The organism is Oceanispirochaeta crateris, from assembly GCF_008329965.1.
GTDB classification, from domain to species: Bacteria; Spirochaetota; Spirochaetia; order DSM-2461; family DSM-2461; genus Oceanispirochaeta; species Oceanispirochaeta crateris.
In genome coordinates this window covers 1,666,225-1,689,381 of record NZ_CP036150.1, presented here as the reverse complement: position 1 = coordinate 1,689,381, position 23,157 = coordinate 1,666,225, and the positions used below count along the sequence as shown (strand labels likewise).

General features: G+C 44.0%; 22 protein-coding genes. 19 read left to right on the top strand and 3 right to left on the bottom strand.

Features of this window, described 5'->3' with window-relative positions; genetic code table 11:
* The first annotated feature begins 13 nt into the window (after window positions 1–13).
* From EXM22_RS07710 to EXM22_RS07645, 14 genes are all read left to right on the top strand, one after another.
* On the top strand, window positions 14–631 hold the full coding sequence (locus EXM22_RS07710) for a FliO/MopB family protein (RefSeq protein ID WP_149485959.1): 618 nt from the start codon (window positions 14–16) through the stop codon (window positions 629–631).
* Window positions 628–1,410, top strand: coding sequence for a flagellar type III secretion system pore protein FliP (gene fliP, locus EXM22_RS07705; protein WP_149485958.1), 783 nt, complete (start codon window positions 628–630; stop codon window positions 1,408–1,410). Before EXM22_RS07710 ends, fliP begins: the two co-directional genes overlap by 4 nt.
* A 44-nt stretch (window positions 1,411–1,454) precedes the next feature.
* On the top strand, window positions 1,455–1,724 hold the full coding sequence (gene fliQ, locus EXM22_RS07700; RefSeq protein WP_149485957.1) for a flagellar biosynthesis protein FliQ: 270 nt from the start codon (window positions 1,455–1,457) through the stop codon (window positions 1,722–1,724).
* Between the two features lie 9 nt (window positions 1,725–1,733).
* Complete coding sequence (gene fliR / locus EXM22_RS07695; RefSeq protein WP_149485956.1) at window positions 1,734–2,534, top strand: flagellar biosynthetic protein FliR; 801 nt, start codon at window positions 1,734–1,736, stop codon at window positions 2,532–2,534.
* Window positions 2,534–3,721 (top strand): flagellar biosynthesis protein FlhB, encoded by a 1,188-nt coding sequence (flhB, locus tag EXM22_RS07690; protein ID WP_246157088.1) that lies wholly within the window; start codon window positions 2,534–2,536, stop codon window positions 3,719–3,721. Before fliR ends, flhB begins: the two co-directional genes overlap by 1 nt.
* Window positions 3,722–3,787: 66 nt before the next feature.
* Window positions 3,788–5,824: a flagellar biosynthesis protein FlhA gene (gene flhA / locus EXM22_RS07685; protein ID WP_149487949.1), complete on the top strand. Its 2,037-nt coding sequence runs from the start codon at window positions 3,788–3,790 to the stop codon at window positions 5,822–5,824.
* A 20-nt stretch (window positions 5,825–5,844) separates the two neighbouring features.
* Window positions 5,845–7,023, top strand: a complete 1,179-nt coding sequence (locus EXM22_RS07680; RefSeq protein WP_149485955.1) for a flagellar biosynthesis protein FlhF — start codon at window positions 5,845–5,847, stop codon at window positions 7,021–7,023.
* Window positions 7,024–7,028: 5 nt separating this feature from the next.
* Window positions 7,029–7,907 (top strand): MinD/ParA family protein, encoded by an 879-nt coding sequence (locus tag EXM22_RS07675; protein ID WP_149485954.1) that lies wholly within the window; start codon window positions 7,029–7,031, stop codon window positions 7,905–7,907.
* Window positions 7,908–7,960: 53 nt separating this feature from the next.
* Complete coding sequence (locus EXM22_RS07670; protein ID WP_149485953.1) at window positions 7,961–8,608, top strand: hypothetical protein; 648 nt, start codon at window positions 7,961–7,963, stop codon at window positions 8,606–8,608.
* A gap of 13 nt (window positions 8,609–8,621) precedes the next feature.
* Window positions 8,622–9,410, top strand: coding sequence for an RNA polymerase sigma factor WhiG (whiG, locus tag EXM22_RS07665; RefSeq protein WP_149485952.1), 789 nt, complete (start codon window positions 8,622–8,624; stop codon window positions 9,408–9,410).
* A gap of 1 nt (window position 9,411) precedes the next feature.
* On the top strand, window positions 9,412–11,370 hold the full coding sequence (locus tag EXM22_RS07660) for a FapA family protein (protein ID WP_168203406.1): 1,959 nt from the start codon (window positions 9,412–9,414) through the stop codon (window positions 11,368–11,370).
* Window positions 11,371–11,688 (top strand): hypothetical protein, encoded by a 318-nt coding sequence (locus EXM22_RS07655; RefSeq protein ID WP_149485950.1) that lies wholly within the window; start codon window positions 11,371–11,373, stop codon window positions 11,686–11,688.
* Window positions 11,689–11,761: 73 nt separating this feature from the next.
* On the top strand, window positions 11,762–12,325 hold the full coding sequence (locus EXM22_RS07650; protein WP_149485949.1) for a DUF6115 domain-containing protein: 564 nt from the start codon (window positions 11,762–11,764) through the stop codon (window positions 12,323–12,325).
* Complete coding sequence (locus EXM22_RS07645) at window positions 12,322–14,193, top strand: ATP-binding protein (RefSeq protein ID WP_149485948.1); 1,872 nt, start codon at window positions 12,322–12,324, stop codon at window positions 14,191–14,193. The genes EXM22_RS07650 and EXM22_RS07645 overlap by 4 nt, the downstream gene beginning before the upstream one ends.
* 11 nt (window positions 14,194–14,204) lie before the next feature.
* Here the strand turns inward: EXM22_RS07645 and ilvA are convergent, their stop codons facing one another.
* Entirely contained in the window at window positions 14,205–15,410 is a 1,206-nt protein-coding gene (gene ilvA / locus EXM22_RS07640) for a threonine ammonia-lyase (RefSeq protein WP_149485947.1), read from the bottom strand.
* Window positions 15,411–15,458: 48 nt separating this feature from the next.
* A complete protein-coding gene (locus EXM22_RS07635; RefSeq protein ID WP_149485946.1) occupies window positions 15,459–16,520 on the bottom strand; it encodes a DHH family phosphoesterase in 1,062 nt (353 codons plus the stop codon).
* Between the two features lie 130 nt (window positions 16,521–16,650).
* Between EXM22_RS07635 and EXM22_RS07630 the strand changes: the two genes are divergently transcribed.
* Genes EXM22_RS07630 through EXM22_RS07615 form a run of 4 tightly spaced genes read left to right on the top strand, consistent with a single transcriptional unit; the run spans window position 16,651 to window position 19,761 of the window.
* Window positions 16,651–17,022, top strand: a complete 372-nt coding sequence (locus EXM22_RS07630) for a Fur family transcriptional regulator (protein ID WP_149485945.1) — start codon at window positions 16,651–16,653, stop codon at window positions 17,020–17,022.
* A gap of 12 nt (window positions 17,023–17,034) precedes the next feature.
* Window positions 17,035–18,126 carry a metal ABC transporter substrate-binding protein gene (locus EXM22_RS07625; protein ID WP_149485944.1) on the top strand — a complete coding sequence of 364 codons (1,092 nt, stop codon included), beginning with the start codon at window positions 17,035–17,037 and terminating at the stop codon, window positions 18,124–18,126.
* A gap of 22 nt (window positions 18,127–18,148) precedes the next feature.
* A complete protein-coding gene (locus EXM22_RS07620; RefSeq protein ID WP_149485943.1) occupies window positions 18,149–18,964 on the top strand; it encodes a metal ABC transporter ATP-binding protein in 816 nt (271 codons plus the stop codon).
* On the top strand, window positions 18,946–19,761 hold the full coding sequence (locus tag EXM22_RS07615) for a metal ABC transporter permease (RefSeq protein ID WP_149485942.1): 816 nt from the start codon (window positions 18,946–18,948) through the stop codon (window positions 19,759–19,761). The genes EXM22_RS07620 and EXM22_RS07615 overlap by 19 nt, the downstream gene beginning before the upstream one ends.
* 32 nt (window positions 19,762–19,793) lie before the next feature.
* On the opposite strand, the gene EXM22_RS07610 is transcribed toward EXM22_RS07615, so the two are convergent.
* The gene (locus EXM22_RS07610) at window positions 19,794–22,004 is read right to left on the bottom strand and encodes a bacteriohemerythrin (protein WP_149485941.1); all 2,211 of its coding nucleotides are present in this window, start codon (window positions 22,002–22,004) and stop codon (window positions 19,794–19,796) included.
* Between the two features lie 201 nt (window positions 22,005–22,205).
* Between EXM22_RS07610 and EXM22_RS07605 the strand changes: the two genes are divergently transcribed.
* Window positions 22,206–23,126, top strand: a complete 921-nt coding sequence (locus tag EXM22_RS07605) for a pirin family protein (protein ID WP_149485940.1) — start codon at window positions 22,206–22,208, stop codon at window positions 23,124–23,126.
* Window positions 23,127–23,157: the final 31 nt, after the last annotated feature.

Below are 23,157 nucleotides of genomic sequence, written 5' to 3'. Positions count from 1 at the left end.
AAAAATACAAATAGTGGAACTTGGGAGGGGGACACTGAAACAACTGATATGGCTACTCATCATCGTGGGGAATCCTTTTTTCCTGATAGCACAGGAAGAAATCTCTCCACAGGAAAGTAATTTTCCAATCATCAATGAAGAAGATTTGACTCTTTTTGAAGACAATGTGGCTCCTGCAGAGGAGGATGCTGTTCCGTCCTCGGTTGGTTTCTCTGATCTTGTCAGAGTCACGGTCATTTTGGCAGCTGTTATTGCTGCCATATACCTTCTTCTGTATTTTCTCAAAAAAATCACCCCCATGGCCGAAAGCGGAGAAGATAGGATTCAAATTCTGTCCACCCGGCATTTGAAGAGAGATTCAGCACTCCACCTTGTTGAAGTTGGTAATCAGGTCTTTCTCATTGGTTCTGGTAGCAGCTCGGTTAATGTGATTTCCGAGATTACAGATAAGGAAACTCTGGATAAGATTCAACTGGAAGCAGAAGAGACTCACACTACGGGTGCAGCTAGTTTCAGAAACTTGTTCAGAGCGGGGCTCTCCTTGAGTTCCGGACGGAAAATTACCGAACAATCACCAGATTTTCTCAGGTCTCAGCGGGACAGGCTAAAAAATCTGGAGGACAGGGAATGAAGCGACTTTTTATTCTATTCTTTCTGGTCTTTGTTTCATTTACGGCCTTTGCACAGGAGGTTCCTGTTCCGGACCCTGGAGAAACTGACGGTATTCTTGATTTACCCTTTGTCAATCTGAATATACGGGAAGCTCAGACAAACCAGGAAGTAGCCCTGTCAATTCAGTTGCTTCTACTATTGACCACTCTCTCTCTGGCTCCTTCTATACTTATTCTAATGACGTCTTTTCTGCGTGTCTCCATTGTTTTGGACTTTATCAAGCGGGCCCTCTCGTTGCAGCAGGTTCCTCCGGCGAGTCTTCTGATGGGAATCGCCCTGTTTTTGACTCTGTTTATTATGTGGCCCGTTGTAGATCAGATCTATCAGGAATCTTTTCTTCCTTTTTCTGAAGGTGAGATTGGGATTGAAGAAATGGTCAGCAACGCCGAGGGTCCCATCCGGTATTTCATGTACAGTCAGCTCAAGGATTCTACTCAAAATATTGAACTGTTCATGTCTCTACGGGGGTTGCCGAGGCCGGAAACCTTTGCGGATGTGCCGACCTATGTGGTCATTCCTGCATTTGTTCTCAATGAGCTCACAATTGCTTTTAAGATAGGGATACTTCTTTATATCCCTTTTATTATAATCGACATGGTTGTCGCCTCAGTTCTCATGTCTATGGGGATGATCATGCTGCCACCGGTTATGATTTCTATGCCTTTTAAGCTGGTGTTGTTTGTTCTGGTGGACGGTTGGAGCCTTCTTACCAAACAGTTAGTTCTCAGTTTCTTGTGATCTTTGGAAGATCTGGAGTCTTATATGTGTAAAAGGAGAACCCAATGTCTATAGGTTTTGTCATATCTCTTCTCAGAAATTCAGTCTTTCAGACTCTCATTCTGGCATCCCCTGTTTTGCTTGTTGCCATGACAATTGGTCTTATTATATCCATCTTTCAGGCTACCACATCCATTCAGGATCAGTCTCTGACATTTGTACCCAAAATTTTGGCTATTTTTGCCACTCTGGGGTTTCTGGGTGCCTGGATGGCGAATTCCCTGATCAACTATACAACCACTCTTTTTGAATTAATACCCAGTATGGCAGGGTAGGAGATAGTTTTGATCTTAAGCGAGCTGATCCCGGATCTACAGTTGTATTTCCTCATCTTTGCACGGATTTTTGCTCTTTTTATGGTCGCTCCCGTCCTCTCTTCGACGGGTATTCCTGCCATGGTCAGAGGTGGTCTGACTCTGTTTACGGCTATAGCGGTTTATCCCTTGGTTAAAACTCTCGGATACGTAATTCCCGATACGGGAATGGTCTATGGCGTACTCCTTATTTCTGAAGTTCTGACAGGTCTACTTATCGGATTATTCCTCCAAATCATATTTGCCATATTTCAGCTGGCAGGCCAGATGTTTTCCATCCAGATGGGATTTGGAGCTTCCTCAGCCTTTGATCCGCTGGCACAGGTGGAAATTCCCCTTGTGGGTCAAATGTTTAACCTTTTCGGCATCTTTGTATTTATAATCTCTGGTAGCATTCAGAAGGTGTTTCTCATTGGTATCTATCAGTCGTTTCAGGCCATGAAAGGTGATTATCTTTTGACAAATCCGGGATTCCTGTCAGACAGTCTGATTCAGGCCCTGGGCCAACTCTTTCAGCAATCTCTCCTCTTGGCCTTTCCCATGATGGGTACTCTGCTTATGATTTCTGTTACCATGGGACTTCTGGCAAAGGCGGCTCCGCAGATGAATCTCATGATGGTGGGGTTTCCTATACAGATCTCTGTGGGTTTTCTTATCATTATGATGGCTTCTCCCTTCCTGATGGAAAAAATGGTCCTTGTGATTGAGACTGGGTTTTCTCAAATCGAAGAACTTCTCAGGTTGTATCATTTTGATGGAGTCTCATTGTGATGAGTTTCTATCAAACAGAGAGTTCAATGGATCTTTCTTTCTTTATGAATTTCAGTCAGGGAGCATCAATTCCTCCCCTTGCCGAGGATACCCTCTACTCGTTTCATCTCCAATGGTTTGCCGCCGAAGATGAGGGGAGGACCGAAGAGCCGACAGAACAGAAAATCAGGAAAGCCAGAGAAGATGGTAAGGTTGCCAAGTCGTCAGATCTTGTTGCGGCCTTAGTCCTGCTCTTTCCTCTCCTACTGATCGCAGTCTTGAGTCCTTATATGGTGAAAACAATGAAATCGATGCTCGAGTATTTCTTGAACATCAGTCTTCAGTCCGACATCAGTAGTGACGGCAATATTCCCCAGGCCTTTATGGGATTTTATCTCAGGCTTACCTTGCCTATTATGGGTATGGCATTTTTGTCGGCATTGTTGGGGAACCTCTTTCAGGTCGGGTTTTTATTCACAACAAAACCGATTCAGCCTGATTTTTCAAAGATTTCTCCTAATGTGTTAAAATGGGCACAAAGAGTCATTTTTTCTACTGAAGGGCTATTTAATATGGGAAAGTCCCTCTTTAAAATTGGGGTTATTACAGTTTTGGCCTGGTGGAATATAAGTAGAAAGGTTCCAGAAATAACAAATTTGGTATATGCCTCCGTAGCGGAGGCTGCTGGTGTTATTGCCTCTCTTGCCTTCACATTGATGATTGAAGCCGCTTTGATACTGCTTGTTTTTTCATTACCTGATTATTTTTTTCAGAGGCAGAAGCACAGGGAATCTCTTAAGATGACCCGCCATGAAATCAAGGAAGAAATGAAGCAGTCTGATGGGGACCCCATGATTAAGAGTAGACTCCGTCAGAAAATGAGAGAGCTGTTGACAAATCAGATGATGCAGAGTGTTCCTGATGCAGATGTTGTCATAACCAACCCGACTCATTATGCTGTGGCCTTGGAATACAAGCAGGACAGCATGACCGCTCCCCGAGTGTCGGCGAAGGGGATGGATGAAGTGGCTCAAAGGATCAAGACAATCGCTAGGGAACATGATATTCCCATTCTAGAGAACAAGCCCCTGGCACGGGCACTTCATGCTAATGTAGAGATCGGCGATGAAATACCGGAAGAGTATTACAGCGTCGTTTCTGGAATTCTAGTTAAGATTTATGAAATGACAGGTAAAAGTGTCAGTTGAGGAAGAGGTATTTAAGTGGCATGGCAGGATAATATAAAACGCTTACTCACATCGGAAAACAGCGATATGCTCGTTGCTGTTGGTGTACTGGCCGTCGTTGTGATGCTCATCATACCCCTTCCTACGGTCATGTTGGACGCCTTGATGGTCGTGAACCTTCTCCTAAGTATCATGATTATTTTGATTGTCATGTATAACAAGGATCCTTTGGAGTTTTCTGTATTTCCAACCATGCTCCTCATCACGACGGTTTTTTCTCTGGCTTTGAATGTCTCTTCCACCAGGCTTATTCTGACAAAAGGAACTCTCTTTAATGGAAAAATAGTCAAGGCTTTTGCCACCTTTGTGGTGGGCTCTGAGGGGCAGGAAGGACTCGTTGTCGGATTAATCATCTTCATCATAATCGTGGCCGTACAGTTTATGGTTATCACCAAAGGTTCAACGAGAGTCTCCGAAGTTGCCGCCCGGTTTGCACTGGATGCTATGCCCGGTAAACAAATGGCAATAGAAGCGGAGTTGAACTCTGGAGCCATATCAGAAGAGGAATCCAGAAAGAGAAAAGAACACCTTCAAAAGTCTGTAGACTTTTATGGAGCCATGGATGGTGCCTCCAAGTTTGTTTCAGGAAACGTGAAAGTCGGAATCCTCATCACCCTTGTGAACATCATTGGCGGGCTCATCGTTGGGGTTTCCATTCATGGAGAATCCTTTGGGAATGCCCTGGCCACCTACACCTCTCTTACCATCGGTGATGGTCTTGTCTCCCAGCTGCCGGCATTGCTGATTTCAGTAGCCACCGGTCTGGTGGTCACACGATCGATCTCGGATGGTACCTTCGGAGAAGATGTTTCTACGCAATTCACATCCCAGTCCCGCATTTATTGGATTGCGGCCGGCTTCCTGGTATTGCTGGGCATCCTTCCCGGTTTTCCCTGGTACATCCTCCTGCCCATGGGAGCTTTATCGGCCTATACGGCCTGGAATCTGGGGAGACGGGATAAACGTCAGGCAGAGAAAGTGGATCAAGAGGATAAAGATGTCGCAGCAGAACCGGCTGAGATGTCCCCTGTTGTTCCTTTTGACCCTCTGAGTCTTGAACTTGGATATGGGCTTATTCCTCTCGTAGATAAGGATCAGGGGGCAGAACTTTTAGAAAGGATTACCAGAATCCGTAAAGAATCCGCCCTGGATTTGGGACTGGTTGTACCTAGAATCAGGATCATCGATAACATGAGGCTGGAACCCTCCGAATATTGCCTCAAGATTAAAGGGGTGGAAGTGGGAAACGGTGTCATCCGTATTGATCAGTACCTTGCCATCAATCCTGGCGGAGATCGGGAAGCGCTGGAAGGAGAGCGTACGGTGGATCCTGCTTTTGGACTCCCCGCAGTCTGGATCAGCGGAGATCAGAGAGATCGTGCGGAACGGGAGGGGTATACTGTGGTTGATCCTCCCTCAATTATTGCCACTCACTTAACGGAAACCATCAAGCGTCATGCTCCTGAAATCCTGGGCCGTCAGGAAGTTCAGTCTATGCTGAATGCTCTCAAGGAAGATTATCCTGCTGTTGTTGATGAAGTGAATAAGATCTTCTCCACTGGAGAGGTGCAGAAAGTCCTTCAAAATCTCTTAAGAGAACAGGTCTCCATCAGGAATCTTGTCATGATTCTTGAGTCTATGAGTGACTATGGAACGGTCACAAAGGATATCGGATTCCTCACAGAAAAAGTAAGACAGACCCTTGGAAGACAGATATGTTTGCAGTATGCTACAGATGGAAAGGATCTCAAAGTTCTTACGATAGATCCGGCGGTAGAACAAAGCATCATAGATGCAAGAATGGAAACCGGTAACGGGGATGTGGCGGCGCTGGAACCGGACTTTCAGAGAGCCTGGATCAATTCTGTGGCAAATCAAGTCCGGAAAATGCAGGAAGCCGGTTATTTCCCTGTCATACTGAGTAGCGAAGCGGCCAGACCTCTGGTCAAATCCTCGACGCAGAGAGCCATGCCGGATCTGGTTATCCTTTCTGTGCCGGAGGTTGTTAACGGCATTAATATTGAGTCCCTGGGTGTCATTTCCCTAGCGGAACAACAGGTTTAAAGGATAGATAAAGGCAGGATATGGAACAGCATTTTACAGAATCAGGTTATACACATGCTGAAGTCATCAGTAATATCCGTGTCAAATATGGTGACAAGGCAAAAATACTCTTTTATAAAAGCGTTCGTCTTGGCGGTTTTATGGGCCTGTTTTCAAAAGATGGTGTGGAATATACGGGTTATATCACTGATAATCCCGGCATAAAACGTAAAGAAGCGGATGAAAAGAATAAAAAAGAAATTTTGAATCTTGCCCAGAGTCAGAAAGGGTCTACCCTGGATGAAGTTCTGAAAGAAGTGAAGGAATTAAAAGAGAAAATGAATATTCATCCCAGGGAGGAGGCGCCTCTTCACCCCTCCTTGAGTCAGATGAAGTCTCTGTTAAAAGATAATGATTTTTCAGATACATATATCGATGATATGATCACCCGCTTGAGGCGAGAGTTTTCACTGGAAGATCTGGATCAGTACTCCCTCCTGGAGGAAGCCGTCATGACCTGGGTGGGTGAATCCCTTCGAGAACATCAGGACCCTCTGGTGCCCTCACCCCGGGTTTTTGTCCTTGTAGGACCGACCGGTGTGGGTAAGACCACAACCATTGCCAAGCTGGCGGCCATCAATGGAGTGACCTCCGGAGATGCCTCATTGTCGGTTTGTATGATCACAATTGACAATTACAGAATCGGTGCCAGAACTCAGATTGAAACCTACGGAGATATCATGGGGATTCCTGTTTTTACGGCAGAATCTTATGAGGATCTGAAAGAAAAGATAGAAATCAATCGGGATCAGGATCTGATTTTTGTAGATACCATAGGAAAAAGCCCCCGGGATTTTATGAAATTGGCCGAGATGAGATCCATTGTCGAAGCCTGTGGAGATAATGCGGAAATCCATCTGGCCATCTCTTCTACCACCAAAGACAAGGATATTCATGAGATTCTGGATCAGTTTGAGCCCTTTCATTACAAATCGGTTATTCTGACAAAATTAGATGAAACAACTCAGGTTGGTAATTTGATCAGTATCCTCTCTCAGCGGAAGAAGGCCCTCTCCTACATCACAGACGGTCAGGGTGTTCCTCAGGATATTTCACGAAATACACGAGCCAAACTCCTGAACTACTTAACAGGGTTTTCTTGTGATACAGAACAGATTCTCAGTAAACTAGACAAAAAATATAACAGGATGTGGAGCTGATTAGTATGCAGGATCAGGCAGAACTCCTTCGGGAGATGATGAAAAAAAAGAATGATAGTGGCTCAGGGGAATCTCAAACATCCTCCACAAGAATTATAACCGTAGCCAGTGGCAAGGGAGGGGTGGGTAAAACCAATATCTCTATCAATTTAGCCCTGGCTTATGCCCGAATGGGTAAGAAAGTCATCGTTCTGGACGCGGATCTTGGATTGGCCAATGTGAATGTCGTGCTGGGGGTTATACCCAAGTATAATCTTTACCACGTTATTCGTAAGCAGAAAACGATGAAAGAAGTCATCCTGGATACGAATTACGGGATTCAGATTGTGGCCGGTGCCAGTGGATTTTCCAGGGTTGCCAATCTGACAGATGAAGAGCGGAATAATTTTATAAGCGAATTATCCGAACTATCCTCTGCGGATATTATCATCATCGATACAAGTGCCGGTGTTTCCCAGAATGTCCTCGCTTTTGTTGAGGCAGCAGATGATGTCCTGATTGTGACAACACCTGAACCTACGGCGATCACTGATGCCTACGGTATCATTAAAATCATCTCTACAGAAATTGACAATCTGGATATGGGAATGAAGCTTATAGTCAATAGAGCTGCAAATGTATCAGAAGCAAAAAAGGTATCCCATAAGGTCATCAATATAGCCGCACAGTTTCTTAATCTTAAAATTGATTATCTTGGGTTTGTATATGATGATCCGGCTGTACCCACAGCCGTTAGAAAACAGCTCCCCTTTATGATTTCAGATCCAAGAGGGCAGGCTTCAATGTGTATTCAGCATATTGTGAACAGGCTTGAGAACGTGGAGTATAGAGAAGGTCGGGGTGTCGGCCATTTTATTAAACGGCTATTAAACCGTATGGATTGATTTGACCCGGTGGCATTATCTGGCGTATTTTTGAAAGGGGAGGGATCGATTTAATGAACAAAAACAGCAAAAATATTTTACCTCTCTCCATAGGTGGTGGTGCTGGGTTGTTTTCGATCCTGACAGGTGTTATCAGCGGTGTATCCCCTGGAATGCTGCTGATTCGAGGATTCTTTTCAGGAGCCTTTGCATCAGGTTTTGTTTTCATTACCGCCTGGCTTATTAAAACTTATCTTCCTGAACTGGTTCAGATTTCAGAAAATAAACCTTCTGGTGAGAATCAGGATGAAACCATGGGGAACCGTGTTAATATTGTGATGCAGGATGATCTGCATGAACCGACTGCCAATGTGCAGAATCAGTCAAAATTGACTAGTTTGAGTGAGAATGGTCCCTCAGAAGGGCAGGATTTGAATGAAATTGCAGAAAGTCAAGAAAATGTGCATAATAATAAACCAGAGGATTCTGATATTGGTATAGATGGATCGGACGGCTTGGATACTCTTCCGAATCTTGATTCGCTGGAGATCAGTATGGGTAATTCTTCTGAAGAAATGCATTCATCTGATAATTTTGAGTCTGCAGAGTCTGAGCCGGTTGGAAATATTCGACCGGGAGCCTTTGAACCGGGAGATCATGGAGATCCTTCGGATATAGCAAAGGCAGTAAAAACCGTATTGGCAAGAGATAAGCAGAAATAGGAAGTGATGGGGAATGTCTGAAAAGGTATTGGAAAATGTGACAGAAGAAGAATTGTGGAAGGACTACCGGAAGAACCATAAACAGGAAGTTCGGGATATCCTTATCAAACAGTATGCTCCTCTTGTAAAATATGTGGCTGGAAAAATTTCTGTCGGAATGCCTCAAAATGTGGACTTTGACGATCTTGTCGGGTTTGGTGTTTTCGGTCTTTTTGATGCCGTTGAGAAATTTGATCCCGAGAAACATGTTAAATTCAAGACGTACGCTGTCACTCGAATCAGAGGGGCTATCTTTGATGAATTGCGCTCAATTGACTGGGTTCCCCGATCGGTAAGACAGAAAACAAGGGAAATCGAGGATACCATTCAAACTTTAGAGGCGGATCTTGGGCGTTCTGCCAGTGATAACGAGATCGCCAAAGCCATGAATATGTCTCGGGAGCAGTATAATCAGGTGGTTCTCAAGGTCAGAGGGACGAGTATCCTTTCACTGAATGATGTTTGGTTTACCGGTGATGACAGCGATAAAGTCTCCATTCAGGACAGCATTGAGTCTCCTGTGAGTCTTCAGCCCGACACAATAGCAGAGAAAGACGAAATACGGCGCGTTATTGTGCAGGCGATCAATGAACTTCCAGATAAAGAAAAGAAAGTTCTTGTTCTCTACTATTATGAAGATTTGACACTCAAAGAGATCGGAAAGGTGCTGGAAGTCACCGAATCCAGAATCTCACAGCTTCATACCAAAGCGATTATTCGTTTGCGTTCCAAATTAACCAATGTTAAGAAAGGAATCATGTAAAATGCTCGGCCAGGATCAGTTTCAGGATATCATGCGTACTTTATCCGAGAAAGATAAGGAACGGAGATCTGTGATTGTCTCAGGCAGTACTATAGAGGACGCCCTTGGACAGGCAGCCATTGAGTTGGGTGTTCCTGTCAGGCGTTTGGAGTATGAATTATTAGAAAAGGGCAAGCGAGGGTTCATAGGCATCGGTAAAAAGAACTTTTCTATGACAGTTTATGAAGCGGAACGAAAGATCGCCCGAACCGCTGGTGGGGAAGTCATCCTTGAAGAGTTAGAAGATGATGATTTTGAAGAGAAAGAAATCGTCCGGGACGGAGATTTTACAGTCCGCCTGTCCAGTGACGGTGCCTACTTGAAGGTGTCTCCCCCAGAGAATGGCGGTACTCCCGTTAATGAAGATGATGTTTTGAAGGAACTTCACTTCCGTGTTGTTACCGATATCAATATGGAACGTCTCAAGGAATGTGTCAGCAATGCTGACAGTGTTTATGTTAAAGTCGGTGATTTTATTTATAATCCTATCAACGACGCCCGTATCACAGTAGAAGTGACAGAGGATGAAATGCAGGCCTTTATTGAGGTAATGGAGCCGGGTCCCGGTGGTGCAGATCTGACTTCTTCTGACATTACCTCTTTTTTGAGGAATAATAATGTGGTCTTCGGAATACTGGAAGAAGCGCTAACATCCTTTGAAGATCATCCAGTCTATAATAAACCCTATCTTATAGCTAAAGCGGAACCACCTGTGAACGGCAGGAATGCGTCCATCAGTTATCTCTTCGAGCAGGATGCTTCTCATGTCAAATTGAAACAAAAAAGTGATGGATCTGTTGATTTTAAAGAATTGAATCTTATTCAGAATGTGGTTAAGGGACAGCCTCTGGCCCGGAAAATTCCACCCGAAGCGGGCAAGGATGGCCGAACAGTCTACGGTAAATACATCCCCGCTAAAGATGGGACTGACCTTCAAATTGGGCTCGGTAAAAATGTTTCTATCACAGATAATGGCAAAACTGTTATCGCCACAGCCAGCGGGCAAGTTCTCTTATTGAAGGGAAAGGTCACTGTAGAGACAGTCCTGGTCATTCCCGGAGATGTGAATGCCTCCACAGGGAATGTCAATGGACTGGGTACTGTCATCATCAAAGGAAATGTTGAGGATGGTTTTCAGGTCTTCGCCCAGGGCAACATCGAGGTAAACGGATTTGTTGGAAAATCCAATCTTCAAGCCGGAGGTGATCTGGTTGTGAAGCGTGGAATCAATGGTGGTGAAGGGGAATTCGGAAAAATCAGCGCAGGTAAGTCTGTGTGGTCCAGTTTTATAAATAATGCCTCCGTAGATGCGGGAGAAAATGTAGTCGTTTCCGACGGCATTGTGAATGCCCATGTCAATGCAGCAGGCAGGGTCCTCTGCAAGGGAAAACGGGCCAGAATCGTCGGTGGTGTCCTTCAGGCCTCAGAGGAGATCAATGCAGCCACTCTTGGGTCTTCGGGTGGGGCGGAAACAATACTCAAAGTTGGGTATGATCCCAAGGCCAAGGTGGAACTGGATGAACTCATCAAACGCCAGGAAGAACTGGATAAGGAACAAAACGAAACAGATAGAAACCTGCAGGGGTTGATGAAGCAAAAACGATCCAGGAAAAAGCTGAGTGCTGAAAAAGAAGCTCTCTTTATCGAGTTAAGGCAGAGGCACAATGACCTGGTTGATGAAATGGAACGCTTAAAGGAATCCATAGAGCATAAGGAAGAGTATTTATCTTTTCTCCAGTTACAAGGAAAGATTTCAGCGTCCAAGAATGTCAATTCGGGAGTCAAGGTATATATCAAGGATGAAGAATATGAAGTATCAAATCCATTTGATTATCCTGTAACTTTCATTCTGGAAGATGGGTTTATTACTACTGCTAAGTATGAGGATATCGCCGAGGAGGATATTCAGAGGAGGGATTAGATGTCTATTACACCTCTGGACCTGCAGACAATGTTTGTCCGTTTGAATGAGGTCAGTAAAGAACAATCTCAAAACCTGCATGCTTCAGCATTGCAGCAGAATCTTGAGGCCAAGAAATTGGTAGAACAAGAACTGAAGCAGGATAGTTCTGTTAATAAAACTTTCGAGGATAAAGAACCTGGTAAGGTTGATGACAAGGAAGAAAAGAAAAAACAGAATGAGAAAAAGCAAAGTGGTTCTAAAGAATCTAAGGAAGATTCCAAAAAGGAAGTCGTAAAAGACCCTGAAATGGGAATCCATATTGATATATCAGGCTAAGGATGTCCGGAGCAATATAACCGGACTCACAGGGCGAGGGAATATAATACTCATCCTGGATTAAAGGAGTACTATGACAACTGTCTTTGCTGTCCTATTTTTTATACTCACCGGAGGAGCTTTTCTCTATCTTAAAGTCCGGATTGACCGGGTCGTTTCGGGTGAGGAGTGGATTCATAAAATTAGGGATGAAATAGATCAGTTGGTTTTGGAAATGAACCAGACGGCCGAAAGGAATGTCGCTTTATTGGAGCATCGGGTCAAGGCCCTCCGGACGCTTCTGGATGAAGCTGATAAAAAATTAACCGTCCTTCAAAAAGAGTCTGAGAAGTCCGATCTGTCAAGACAAGTTTATTCTCATCTTAAAAAACAGGCCGTGACACCCGCTTCACCCAGCGTTAAAAAATCAGTTGAAGAGGTAGAATTGCTTCTTTTTGAGAATACAAGTTCCGACACTCTGTCATCCGAAAAAAGTAAGAAAGAGGTCAATCCTCCTGCGAAATCTCTAAAGGACCGTGTCATGGACCTTTATGAACAGGGATTTTCCAGCGAAATCATCTCCCAGAAGCTGGGAGCATCGATCTCTGAAGTAGACCTGATTATCAGTTTGAAAACGGGTCAGGGGGGAGCTGGGTGACAGACCTTCAGAAGCATTTAAGGGAGTATATAAGCGATGCAGGGCCCATCCTTGAGAAGCTCAAGACTCAAGTGGAATCCTGCAGGTCTGAAACTCCAAACGATGATGTTCTGGATGACATCTTCAGACACCTTCATTCTCTTAAATCGGGAGCCGCATTTTTTCAGCTCTCCGAGATTGAACAGCACATCCATTCCATGGAATCTCTCTTTTCGGATATGAAGGGCGCAGCTGGAACAGCTCAGTTCAGTTCTCTAAGCGACAGACTCTATCAGGGGCTTCCTTTACTGGAAGACCTTATCCTAACACGTGTTCTTCGTCCAGATGGAGAATCTGAAGAAGGTGAGTCTCTATTTCCTGAAAAGGAAACAGAAGAAAAAAGAGCGAATGAAGCCATTGAACTCAGCGTATTTGAAAAACAGCTCCTTCGAGAAGCAGAAGACCGGGGTGAAACATTATTCAGGCTTAGTGTTCAGATTGATCCTGAAGAAAGACTGCCTTATGTGCGGTCCTATCTTTTACTGAATAATTTGGAACTCAAGGTCAATGTGATCAGAACCCTTCCCAGTCTTGATAATCCGGACCAGGATTTTTCCAATCTCACCTTCATCCTCACTTCAGAGGATGGTGATGATCCCGTTTTTCAGGCGGTCAATGTAGATGGTATTTTACAAACCAGTCTGGTGAGCCTCGATTATTCACTTTTTTCAGATGATGACAGGGGAGAAACCAAGTATTCTGAAACTCTCATCAAGGAGAGTCTGGCACCTGTTATCAGAAAGGTTGAACTTGAAACCGACGCGGTGTCCAGATTGAAAGATACCCTTCATGAAATGAAAGAAATTGTTCTTCCCCTTCCTCCCGGTTTACCCCAAAGAACCCCACTGCTGGGCTTGATAAAGGAAATGGAGGAGAATCTTAGTGCCGTCTCACTCATACCCCTTACGTCCCTGTATCCCAACCTCAGGCGTTTTACAGAGGAGTCTGCGGTAAGGGTGGATAAGAAGGCTGTCACTGAGTTTCGGGGAGGGCTGTTCGGTTTAAAAATCAGGACATTGGAAATCGTCTCTAGGATACTCATTCAGCTTATTAGAAATGCTGTTAGTCATGGAATTGAATCTCCGGAGGAACGTCTGGCTGCGGGTAAGAATGAAGCGGGTCTCGTTTTGATTGATGCCCGTGCAGTTGGAGATTCATTTCGTATTGATGTCTCAGATGATGGGCGTGGAGTTAATCGGATGGCTGTTGCCGAAAAAATGGGGCTTCCTCTGGAAGATCTTGATGAGGATCATCTCCTTAGAATTCTCACACGACCGGGGTTTACTACCTCTCCCAAAGTGGACAGGTTGGCCGGACGCGGCATTGGACTGGATCTTGTGAATCACGATGTGGAAAATGCCCTGGGCGGATCCCTTTCTTTTACATCTAAAGAGGGGCAGGGAAGCAGGTTTTCAATTTATCTTCCGGGACAAAGAGACCTGTTGCCTCTTATGATCTTTCAGATGGAAAATAGATTGCTGGCTCTGCCTAAAAGAAATGTCGCCGGTGTTTTTCCCATGGAAGAGGTGCATGTCATCAAAAAAGAACACAATCTGCTGTACTATGAAATATCGGGAGATCAGCTTCCCCTTTTCAGTCCCGGCGGGATGCTCAGTCGCCGGCAAAGCAGCATAGATACCCCTTATATTCTTGTATTACAGCATCTGGGAAGAAAAGCGGCCCTGCCTGTTGATGATCTTGTTATGGAAAAAGAGGTCCCCCGTGAATCTTTCTACCTAGGACAGCAGAAAGAACCCTTCCTATACGAGGTCACTCTTTCAGGGGAGAAGGCTGATTTTCTTTACCTCTCTCCCGGATTAATTGGATAAAAACTCTTTGATCAATAGACTCTTTCAATAGAATAGCCGCCCTCTTCAAGAGCTTTGATTATTTTACGAACATGTTCGTGACCATTGGTTTCGACAGTTACTTCCAGCTGAACCTGTTTAAATCTATCCAGGGTTTTGAACTGATTATGATCCAGTTTTATGATATTGGCATTTTCTTCGGAAAGGATGGTCGATATTTTTAGCAGCTGACCCGGTTCGTCGGGCATCTCGGCAGAAAAACAGAATATTCGCCCTCGTTTTACCAATCCTCTGTCGATCATGGAGGAGATGGTCACCACATCAATATTTCCACCGCTAATGACAGAAACGATTTTCTCCCCTCGGATCTTTAATTTGTTTAAGGCGGCCAGGGAGAGTACTCCCGAGTTCTCTGCAATCAGCTTATGGCGTTCCAGTAAGAGAAGGAAAGACTCCATCAATTCCGAGTCAGTTACAGTTATAATTTCATCAACAAGATCTTTTATGACAGAAAATGTGTGAGTTCCCGGAGTCTTTACAGCCACTCCATCGGCGATGGTATTGACCTTTTCCAGGGTCTGAATCTTGTTCCTGAAAAGAGAGTCCGTCATAGCCCTTGCCCCGTCGGGTTCTACACCGATGACCTTCACATTTGGATTTATGGCCTTCACAGCAGTGGCTATTCCGGCGATCAGACCACCACCGCCGATGGGAACTAGGATGGAATGAACATCCTTCAACTCTTCTAATATTTCAAGACCGATAGTTCCCTGTCCGGCCATGACATCCGGGTCATCAAAGGGATGAATAAAAACAAGATTCTGATCTTTTTCAAGTCGTCGGGCTTCCTGATAGGCGTCATCATAACAGTCGCCCTTCAGGATAACTTCGGCTCCATAGTTTTTTGTCGCTTCCACTTTTATAAGCGGTGTGGTTTTAGGCATGACAATGGTGGCTTTTACATCTTGCATCTGTGCAGCCAGGGCTACTCCCTGGGCATGGTTGCCTGCAGAAGAAGCGATAAGGCCCATCTTTTTCTCATCGCTGCTGAGGCGTGATATTTTAAAGTAGGCACCTCTGATCTTAAAGGCACCTGTAAGCTGAAGATTCTCTGGCTTGAGGTAGATATCGTTTCCTGATTCATTGCTGAAGACAGGGCTCTGAATCAAATCTGTTCTCTTGGTGACCCCTTTCAGGATTTCTGCGGCTTGTTTTATGGTTTCAATACTGGGTTTCATTTTTTTTCCTTTAAGGGAATTCTGTAATTTTAGTCTTTCTTTCAGATTTCAGCAATTCAAGGGACCCGACTGACTAAGAAGTTCTTGAGACAAAAGAGGTGTTAATCCCTTTCTGGATACTCTTGAATCCTGTTGAGAGAAAAATTGCCATTCCTTATGTAAAATCATATCGGCTCTTCTAATTCCCGGTTCTTTTAGAGAGACCAGGGCAGTTTCAATCTGCTTCCTTATGGCCCTTTCTTCAGGGGAAGGAGGCACATAGAGTGATAGTTCCCTCTTAAAGGGTTGATCTATGGTATGCAAGATCAATAAAAATTTCAAATTTTGTAATTTACAAAACTCTGTGATGGCCCTATGGCTGTAGAATCCATTGGAGAAGACTCTCTGTGCCTCTAGAGGGATTGAGGCTATGCCTCCTTTCCCTTCAAGCAGGGGAAATATCTTAAAATCCCTTTTTAGATGGTCTGCCAGGGTCAAATGGGACAGATCATTCTTAATTGTTATCAAAGATTCAATAAAGGCTTGATCCTCCTCCTGGATAGCTCTTGTAAGCCACTGGTAAGCATCATAGTCCATCACTGTCGTTTTATCCCACTCAGGGTTCAGATAGCCTGTATCGACGCCAATGGCGGCGGCAAGGAGTATCCTTTGAGAATAGGGGAGATCCAGACCTGATGTTTTCCAGAATGTGCTCACGAGGGTGGCACAGGAACCTGTTTTTTTTATTTCTCTTAAGGAAAGATCCTGATAAAGTCCCTGGTCTTCATGGTGATCAACAATCCCTGCAATCTTGTGATGTAGACAGCTGGTATCGGGTTTGTTGTGATCCATGAGAACAATTGAATGGGCATCATGAGGCCAGTCTTCCATCTCCGACAGGAAATGATATGATTTCAAATCTATACCCAAATGAGTCATTAAGGCCCTGATTTCTGGTTTGAGCCGGAGGTCGCCCGGATGGCCCTGTATCACCGGAAAAATCTGTATCCTTGGATTTAGTGAGGTAAGAAAGGCAGACATGGAGAAAGAAGAAACCACACTATCGAGATCTGCGGACTGATTCCCCATTATAATGAGATTTTCTGTGAACTTGAAGCGTCCCGTATTCATGTTTTATGAGTTTAGACGGTTTGGTCATAATTGTCTAATTTTCTAGAGAGATTGATGAAATTCTCTGTTTATTTGCAAATGAGTCGCATTTCTGTTGACTTATGAATTAGGATTCCCTATTTTAAGGGAGATGACAAAAAAAAGGCAATTGGTTAGTGATGTTCTCGCCCGTAAGGGAACTCCTTTAAATGCGCAACAGGTGTATGAAGAGGTTGAAGGCTCCCTGGATCGAGCAACCGTTTATAGAACATTGAAATACCTTGAAGAATTAAAACATATCTCATCCTTCATCTTTGATTGTAATGAAAGAGGTATTGAACGGTATTACTGTACCATGGATAAGGGCCATCAGCACTATATGCACTGTCACTGTTGTCATCATTTTTTTCCTGTCAAAAAATGTCCACTTGGAAACGAACTTGAAGTCTTGGAGGAAGAGACGGGTTTTAAGGTGGAACAGCACTCTATCACTCTCAAAGGAATCTGCCGGGACTGCCGGTAGGAAGGAATTTTAATGAAAAAAATAAGTCTTATTACAGTCTTCTCTGTTTTAATGGTTTCAATTCTCGGAGCTTCGGGAAGTCAGGATACGGATCAGTCGCTACAGGTCGTGGCTTCAACAAGCATCATCACAGATGTCGTTTCTGCTGTAGGTGGAGATAGAATTGTCCTGAAGGGTCTTATTTCCTCAGGTCAGGATCCTCATTCTTATGAACCCGCTCCTCGGGATATTGCCAAGGTTGAAGATGCAGATATTGTATTTGTGAATGGATTTGATTTGGAGGAAGGTCTACTTTCCATCATCGAGTCCGTAAATCCGGAAAATATAGTAGAAGTGTCTAGGATGGTCAAAGCTCTGGAGCATAATCACCATGACGCAGATGACCATGACGCGGATCACCATGACGCGGATCACCATGACGCAGATGACCATGACGCGGATCACCATGACGCGGATCACCATGACGCAGATGACCATGACGCAGATGACCATGACGCAGATGACCATGACGCAGATGACCATGACGCGGATCACCATGACGCGGATCACCATCATGAATCTGGCGATCCCCACACCTGGATGAGTCCCCTCAATGTGATCAGCTGGGTAGAAGTCATTGTAGAATCTCTTACTGATAAAGATCCTGCCAACGCCTCCTATTTCAGATCAAACGGAGAGGCTTATATAATAAAGCTCACAGACCTTCATAAGAAAATGCAAGAAACTCTATCGGTCATTCCTGAGGAAAAGAGAGTTCTTGTGACAGATCATAATCTTTTCGAATACTTTGCAAGGGATTATAATTTTAAGATTGTAGGCTCACTGATACCGGGATACTCTTCGTCTTCTGAGTCCTCTTCCAGGGAAACAGCCCGGCTTTTGGATCATCTCAATCAGGAAGGTATTCCGGCTATTTTCATTGGAGATTCTGCTGGTGAGGGAGTGAAGAAACTGGCCTTAACCCTGAGTAAGGAATCGGACCATGATATTCTGGTAAAAGAGCTACTCACTGGTTCCTTACGCAACCCCGGAATGGAGGGGGATAGTTATATCAGTTTTATGGAATACAACATGAAGCAGATCGTATCAGGTTTAAATAGATAAGAATGAATGAGGCATACTGTTTATGAAAAGTTCCGAGATACTATGTTACGGTAAGGCTTGTGATCATCCGCGTAAGAGTGGAACTGCAGCCTTAAAAGTAGAAAATGTCAGTTTTACTTATCCGGGTCAGAATACAGAAGTCCTTCAGGGAGTGAATATTGACATTGGACCAGGTGAAAAAGTGGCCTTTGTCGGGCCCAATGGTGCCGGAAAATCGACCCTAATGAATTTGATTCTGGGACTTGAACCCCTTAATCACGGTACGATTTCGGTCTTTGGACATGATGCCCAATCCTGTCGTCACCGAGTTTCCATGGTGCCTCAGAAAAACTCTGTGGACTGGCATTTCCCCGTCACAGTCCGACAGGTTGTCACTATGGGGCGGTATGTTCATCTGGGATGGTTTAAAAAGCCCGGCAAAGAGGATAGCGAAGCCGTGGATAAGGCCATGGAAACCATGGAAATTACCAACATTGCCAACAGGCAGGTGGGAGAACTCTCTGGAGGTCAACAGCAGAGGGTCATGCTTGCCAGAACTTTGGCTCATGATGCAGATCTTATGCTTTTGGATGAACCATTGAACCATGTGGATATTGCCACACAGGAACTCATTTTTCATACCATAGAGGATCTTTGTCAGGGAGGAAAAAGTGTTTTAGTGAGCACACACGATTTAGGGATACTAACCGTCCATTTTAGTCGTGCCCTGTTTCTAGATAAATCAATAATAGCCGATGGCCCTGTAAAAGAAGTTCTCACACCGGAAAATATAGCCAGGGCCTATGGATTTGAATTTCATAAAGATAAGGAGCTGAGCCCATGGCTGAATGGATATTAGAACCCCTGCAATATGGATTTTTTCAAAGAGGCCTGATGGCCGGTATGATCGTTGCTTTTAGCTGCGGCGTTCTCAGTGCTTTTATCGTTTGGAGAGGGATGGCCTTTATTGGCGATGCCCTGGCTCACGCTGTGCTCCCGGGGATCGTTATCTCCATTATCTTGGGGATTCATGTCCTCATTGGAGCTTTAGGGGCTGCTATGTTGTCTGTTATCGGGATTGGATCATTAACCAGGCATAAGGGATTCAAGGAAGATACCGCTATTGGAGTCATCTTTGCGGGGGCTTTTGCTCTGGGAATCCTTCTCATGTCAAAAGTTGCGAGCTTTAAGGATCTATCCCATATTTTATTTGGTAACATTCTGGGGGTGTCCACATTTGATGTGATCCTCATTTCAACTGTGGGAATTCTCGTGGTTCTTGGGATCTCATTATTCTATAAGGAGTTGCTGGTCACCAGTTTTGATCCAACTCATGCTCAGGCCATAGGTCTGTCACCTCAGCTTATACATTTCGGTCTCTTGTTTCTTGTGGCGGCCACGACTGTATTAGCCACTCAGACCGTGGGAGTCGTGCTTGTCATGGCTCTTTTAGTGACACCTGCTGCTTCCGCATCGCTTCTTGTAAAGAAGCTTTCCAAGATCATTGTCCTTTCAACATGCTTTTCAATGCTGTCCATTCTTTTGGGTTTCTATATTTCCTACTACAATGATCTTGCTTCCGGTGCTACTATTGTTCTAGTCTTAACCCTTTTCTTTTTTCTATCCCTTATTGTTTCAAAATTGAGGAATAAATAATCATCACACCTGGCCTTTGGGCCAGGTATTTTTTACTTATTTTTAAGCTCTTCAAAAAAGATTCCATATTTTTTATCAATCTTGGCAATATGGTTTAAAAGCCAGTTCACAATCTTATCCTGTATCTGAATCAGAAGACCTGCATCAAAATCGCCAGCCCGTAACTGTTTTTCTATCATATCAAACTCATGTTCATATATGGCATGGAGTTTTTTCTGCTCAGCAAGACCGGGGTAGTTATAGGATTCCAACATTTTTTCTTCGTCTCTAAAGTGAAACTCAATGTATTCATTGATACGGCCCACCAAGTCGGCAATATTCTGATCTTCTCCCTGACCGAGGAGACTCTTGAGTAGATCATTGATTCTATTAAACAGCTCCTTATGCTCGTCATCCATCTCGTTCACACCCACAGACAGAAGGTCTGACCAATCAATTCCTATGGACATTTCTGCCTTTTCCAATTCACTGGGATCAATGCCGGTATTGAACTTACTCACTTCGCCCAATAAGAGGGAGTTGTTGTATCGGTTCTGGTTACCAAAGGCCGATACCTGGAGAGACACGTTGTTCAAATAGTCCGTAACCTCGGCCACTCTTGTAATGTTCTGTACTGCCGCCGCAGATACTTCTTTGATATGGAGGATCGAACTTAGAGTTTCGCTGCTTCCTACCTGCATTTCTGCACTAGCAGTTCTTACTACCTCACTGGTCGACATAAGAGTTGAAACAGAACCTAGAATCTCACTGCTGGCTTTAGAGAGCTCATTCATAGACAGAGAGACTTCCTTCAAGGCGTTTGAAAAGGTGGAAACTTCCTGGTTTATCACTTCCAGGGCTTTTTCTGAGTCACCACCAGCAGATGTTGCCTGATTGATTTTCTCTGTCGTTGAGTTCAGAGAATCAGCAATCATTCCTGCATTAGAACTCGTATCTTCAGCAAGTTTCCTGATCTCATCGGCAACAACCGCAAATCCCTTTCCTGCCTCTCCGGCATGGGCTGCCTCAATAGACGCATTCATGGCCAACAGGTTTGTCTGGCTGGAAATATTATTGATGATGTCCACCATATTCATCATGTCATCGGCATTCTTCTGGATGGCAAAAATAATATTATTGGTTGTACTTACTTTCTCTCCACCATTTTTGATGAGCTCTACCAGTCCTTCCATTGTTGCCAGCCTGTTTTCCGTGATATTGGCTACATTCTTGACAGAAGCCATGATCTCTTCTGTTGCAGAACTGGATAGCTCAATGGCATTAAACTGCTGTTCTACTTGCTGGGTCAAACTCTTTATAGACTGCATAATTTCTTCAATAGAAGCAGAGGCGTGGAGGATCGACTCATCCAGCCTCAGGCTGCCATCTTTCATTTCATGAATGCTTTTAACAATACTGGATACGGACGTTGCCGTATCTTTTGATGATTGGGCCAGATGGCCGCCCAGTTTATCATTTTTAATGATGATTTCAGTTATATTGACCAAGGCAATCCGCAGCTTATCGATGAAGGCATTAAAAGAACCAGTCATTTCACCTATTTCATCTGCAGAGTTACTAGTTATGTGGAGTGTTAAATCTCCCTGACTCGTTGCCAGTGTATTCATAGAGTCCGAGGCTGATTTGATAGAGCGAGTGAGTCTTATTGAGAAGATAGATCCAAAGATAAGGATCAGGAGCATGGAAATTGCAGCTAAAAACTTGAGGGAATTGCTACTGTTTTTCAAGCCGTCAGAGTACTGTTCCAGGAGGGTTTCTCTCCTGATTAGAATTGATTCGCTTAGCTTGTTCAGATCTGAGCGCATCATGTCCGCAGAGTTTTTAAACTGAGTCATAAGCTGTTCACCCAGCTCTTCAGATTGTCCATAGGCATCTATCATGGATAAACCTGTATTCTGGAATTCTTTGAGGGAGCTCTGGAGAACCGTAGCAGCCGATTCATATTGGGGGTCAAGGGCTTTCAGTTCATTTATATAGCTAATGGCTAATGCTTCAGATTTTCGGGCATCTTCAATGACGGTATTGTCCTGGGTCAAACTGGCATTTGTGAGGAATTGCCATGTATTTAAAATCTCTATTTCGATTTCTTTTACCAATGCTTTTTCATCTTCGGCTATTGTGAGCTGCTGCAGTATTTTTGAATTGTTGTTTGAACTCATCAGCATAAGTGTGGTGAGGAGAGCTAGAAGAGCAGAAATAGCAATTGTTATTGCGATTAATTTAGTTCTGATAGTAATTTTCAATTTAAACTCCGTGGGCAGAGAAGGTTCAGTCAATATAATTATGACACAGTGATAGTCAAAATTCAAAGAAAAACAGCAGGTCTAATTCGATATAAAAAAGAAAATGTTAGATATTAAAACACTATCAAAAGAGTAATGATTTGATTTATGTTACTAGTTAGTAATATAATGTAGGTATCCATAGTCCTAAGGAAGGTCATTATGTCTTTACGTCCTATTTCCAGAATTAGCAGGCCCCAGGAGGTCATCGATGGAGACGGAGTAAAAATTCATCGTGTTTTCGGTCATGATGAAACTTCCGTCACCGATCCTTTTTTGATGCTGGACCATCTTGAAAATAATGATCCTGTCCATTTTATGCCTGGATTCCCATGGCATCCCCATCGGGGAATCGAAACCATCACTTATGTTTTGGATGGTGGAGTCGAACATCAGGATAGTCTTGGGAACCGGGGGACTCTGGGAGCTGGAGATGTTCAGTGGATGACCGCTGGTAGTGGGATTATCCATCAGGAGATGCCTCACAAGGGCTCAGGACCAATATTTCACGGTTTTCAACTCTGGTCCAATCTACCTGCGGAAAAGAAGATGACAGATCCTCGGTATCAGGATATTCCCGCAGGGGAGATTCCTGAAATCATAGATGATGACGGCAGCAAGGTCCGTCTCATCACAGGAAAATTCTGGGGTAAGACTGGGCCTGTCAGTGGCATTGCCACCGATCCCAGGTTCCTGGATATTACCATACCTCCCAGAACCAAACGAAGGTTTAAAGTTCTCTTGGATGACAATGCCTTTGCCTATGTTTTTTCAGGAAGCGGATATTTTAAAGATGGATCCACACCCTTTCCTGTACAAACAGAATATGTTACGGAAAAGGGTGTTTCTGACACGATTAGATCACATCCAGTAGAAAACAGGAATTTGGTCCTCTTTGACAGGGGAGAGGAAATCTTCGTTGAATCGGGAGATTTTGGATTACGGTTTCTCCTGGTTTCCGGTCAACCCCTCAAAGAGCCTGTTGCCTGGCATGGACCGATTGTTATGAATACGAGGCAAGAACTTATTCTCGCCTTTGAAGAGTATCAAAATGGAACATTTTTGAAAAAGAAAAATGAATAAATTGTTTTTAAAATGATTTCTTCTGCTTTGA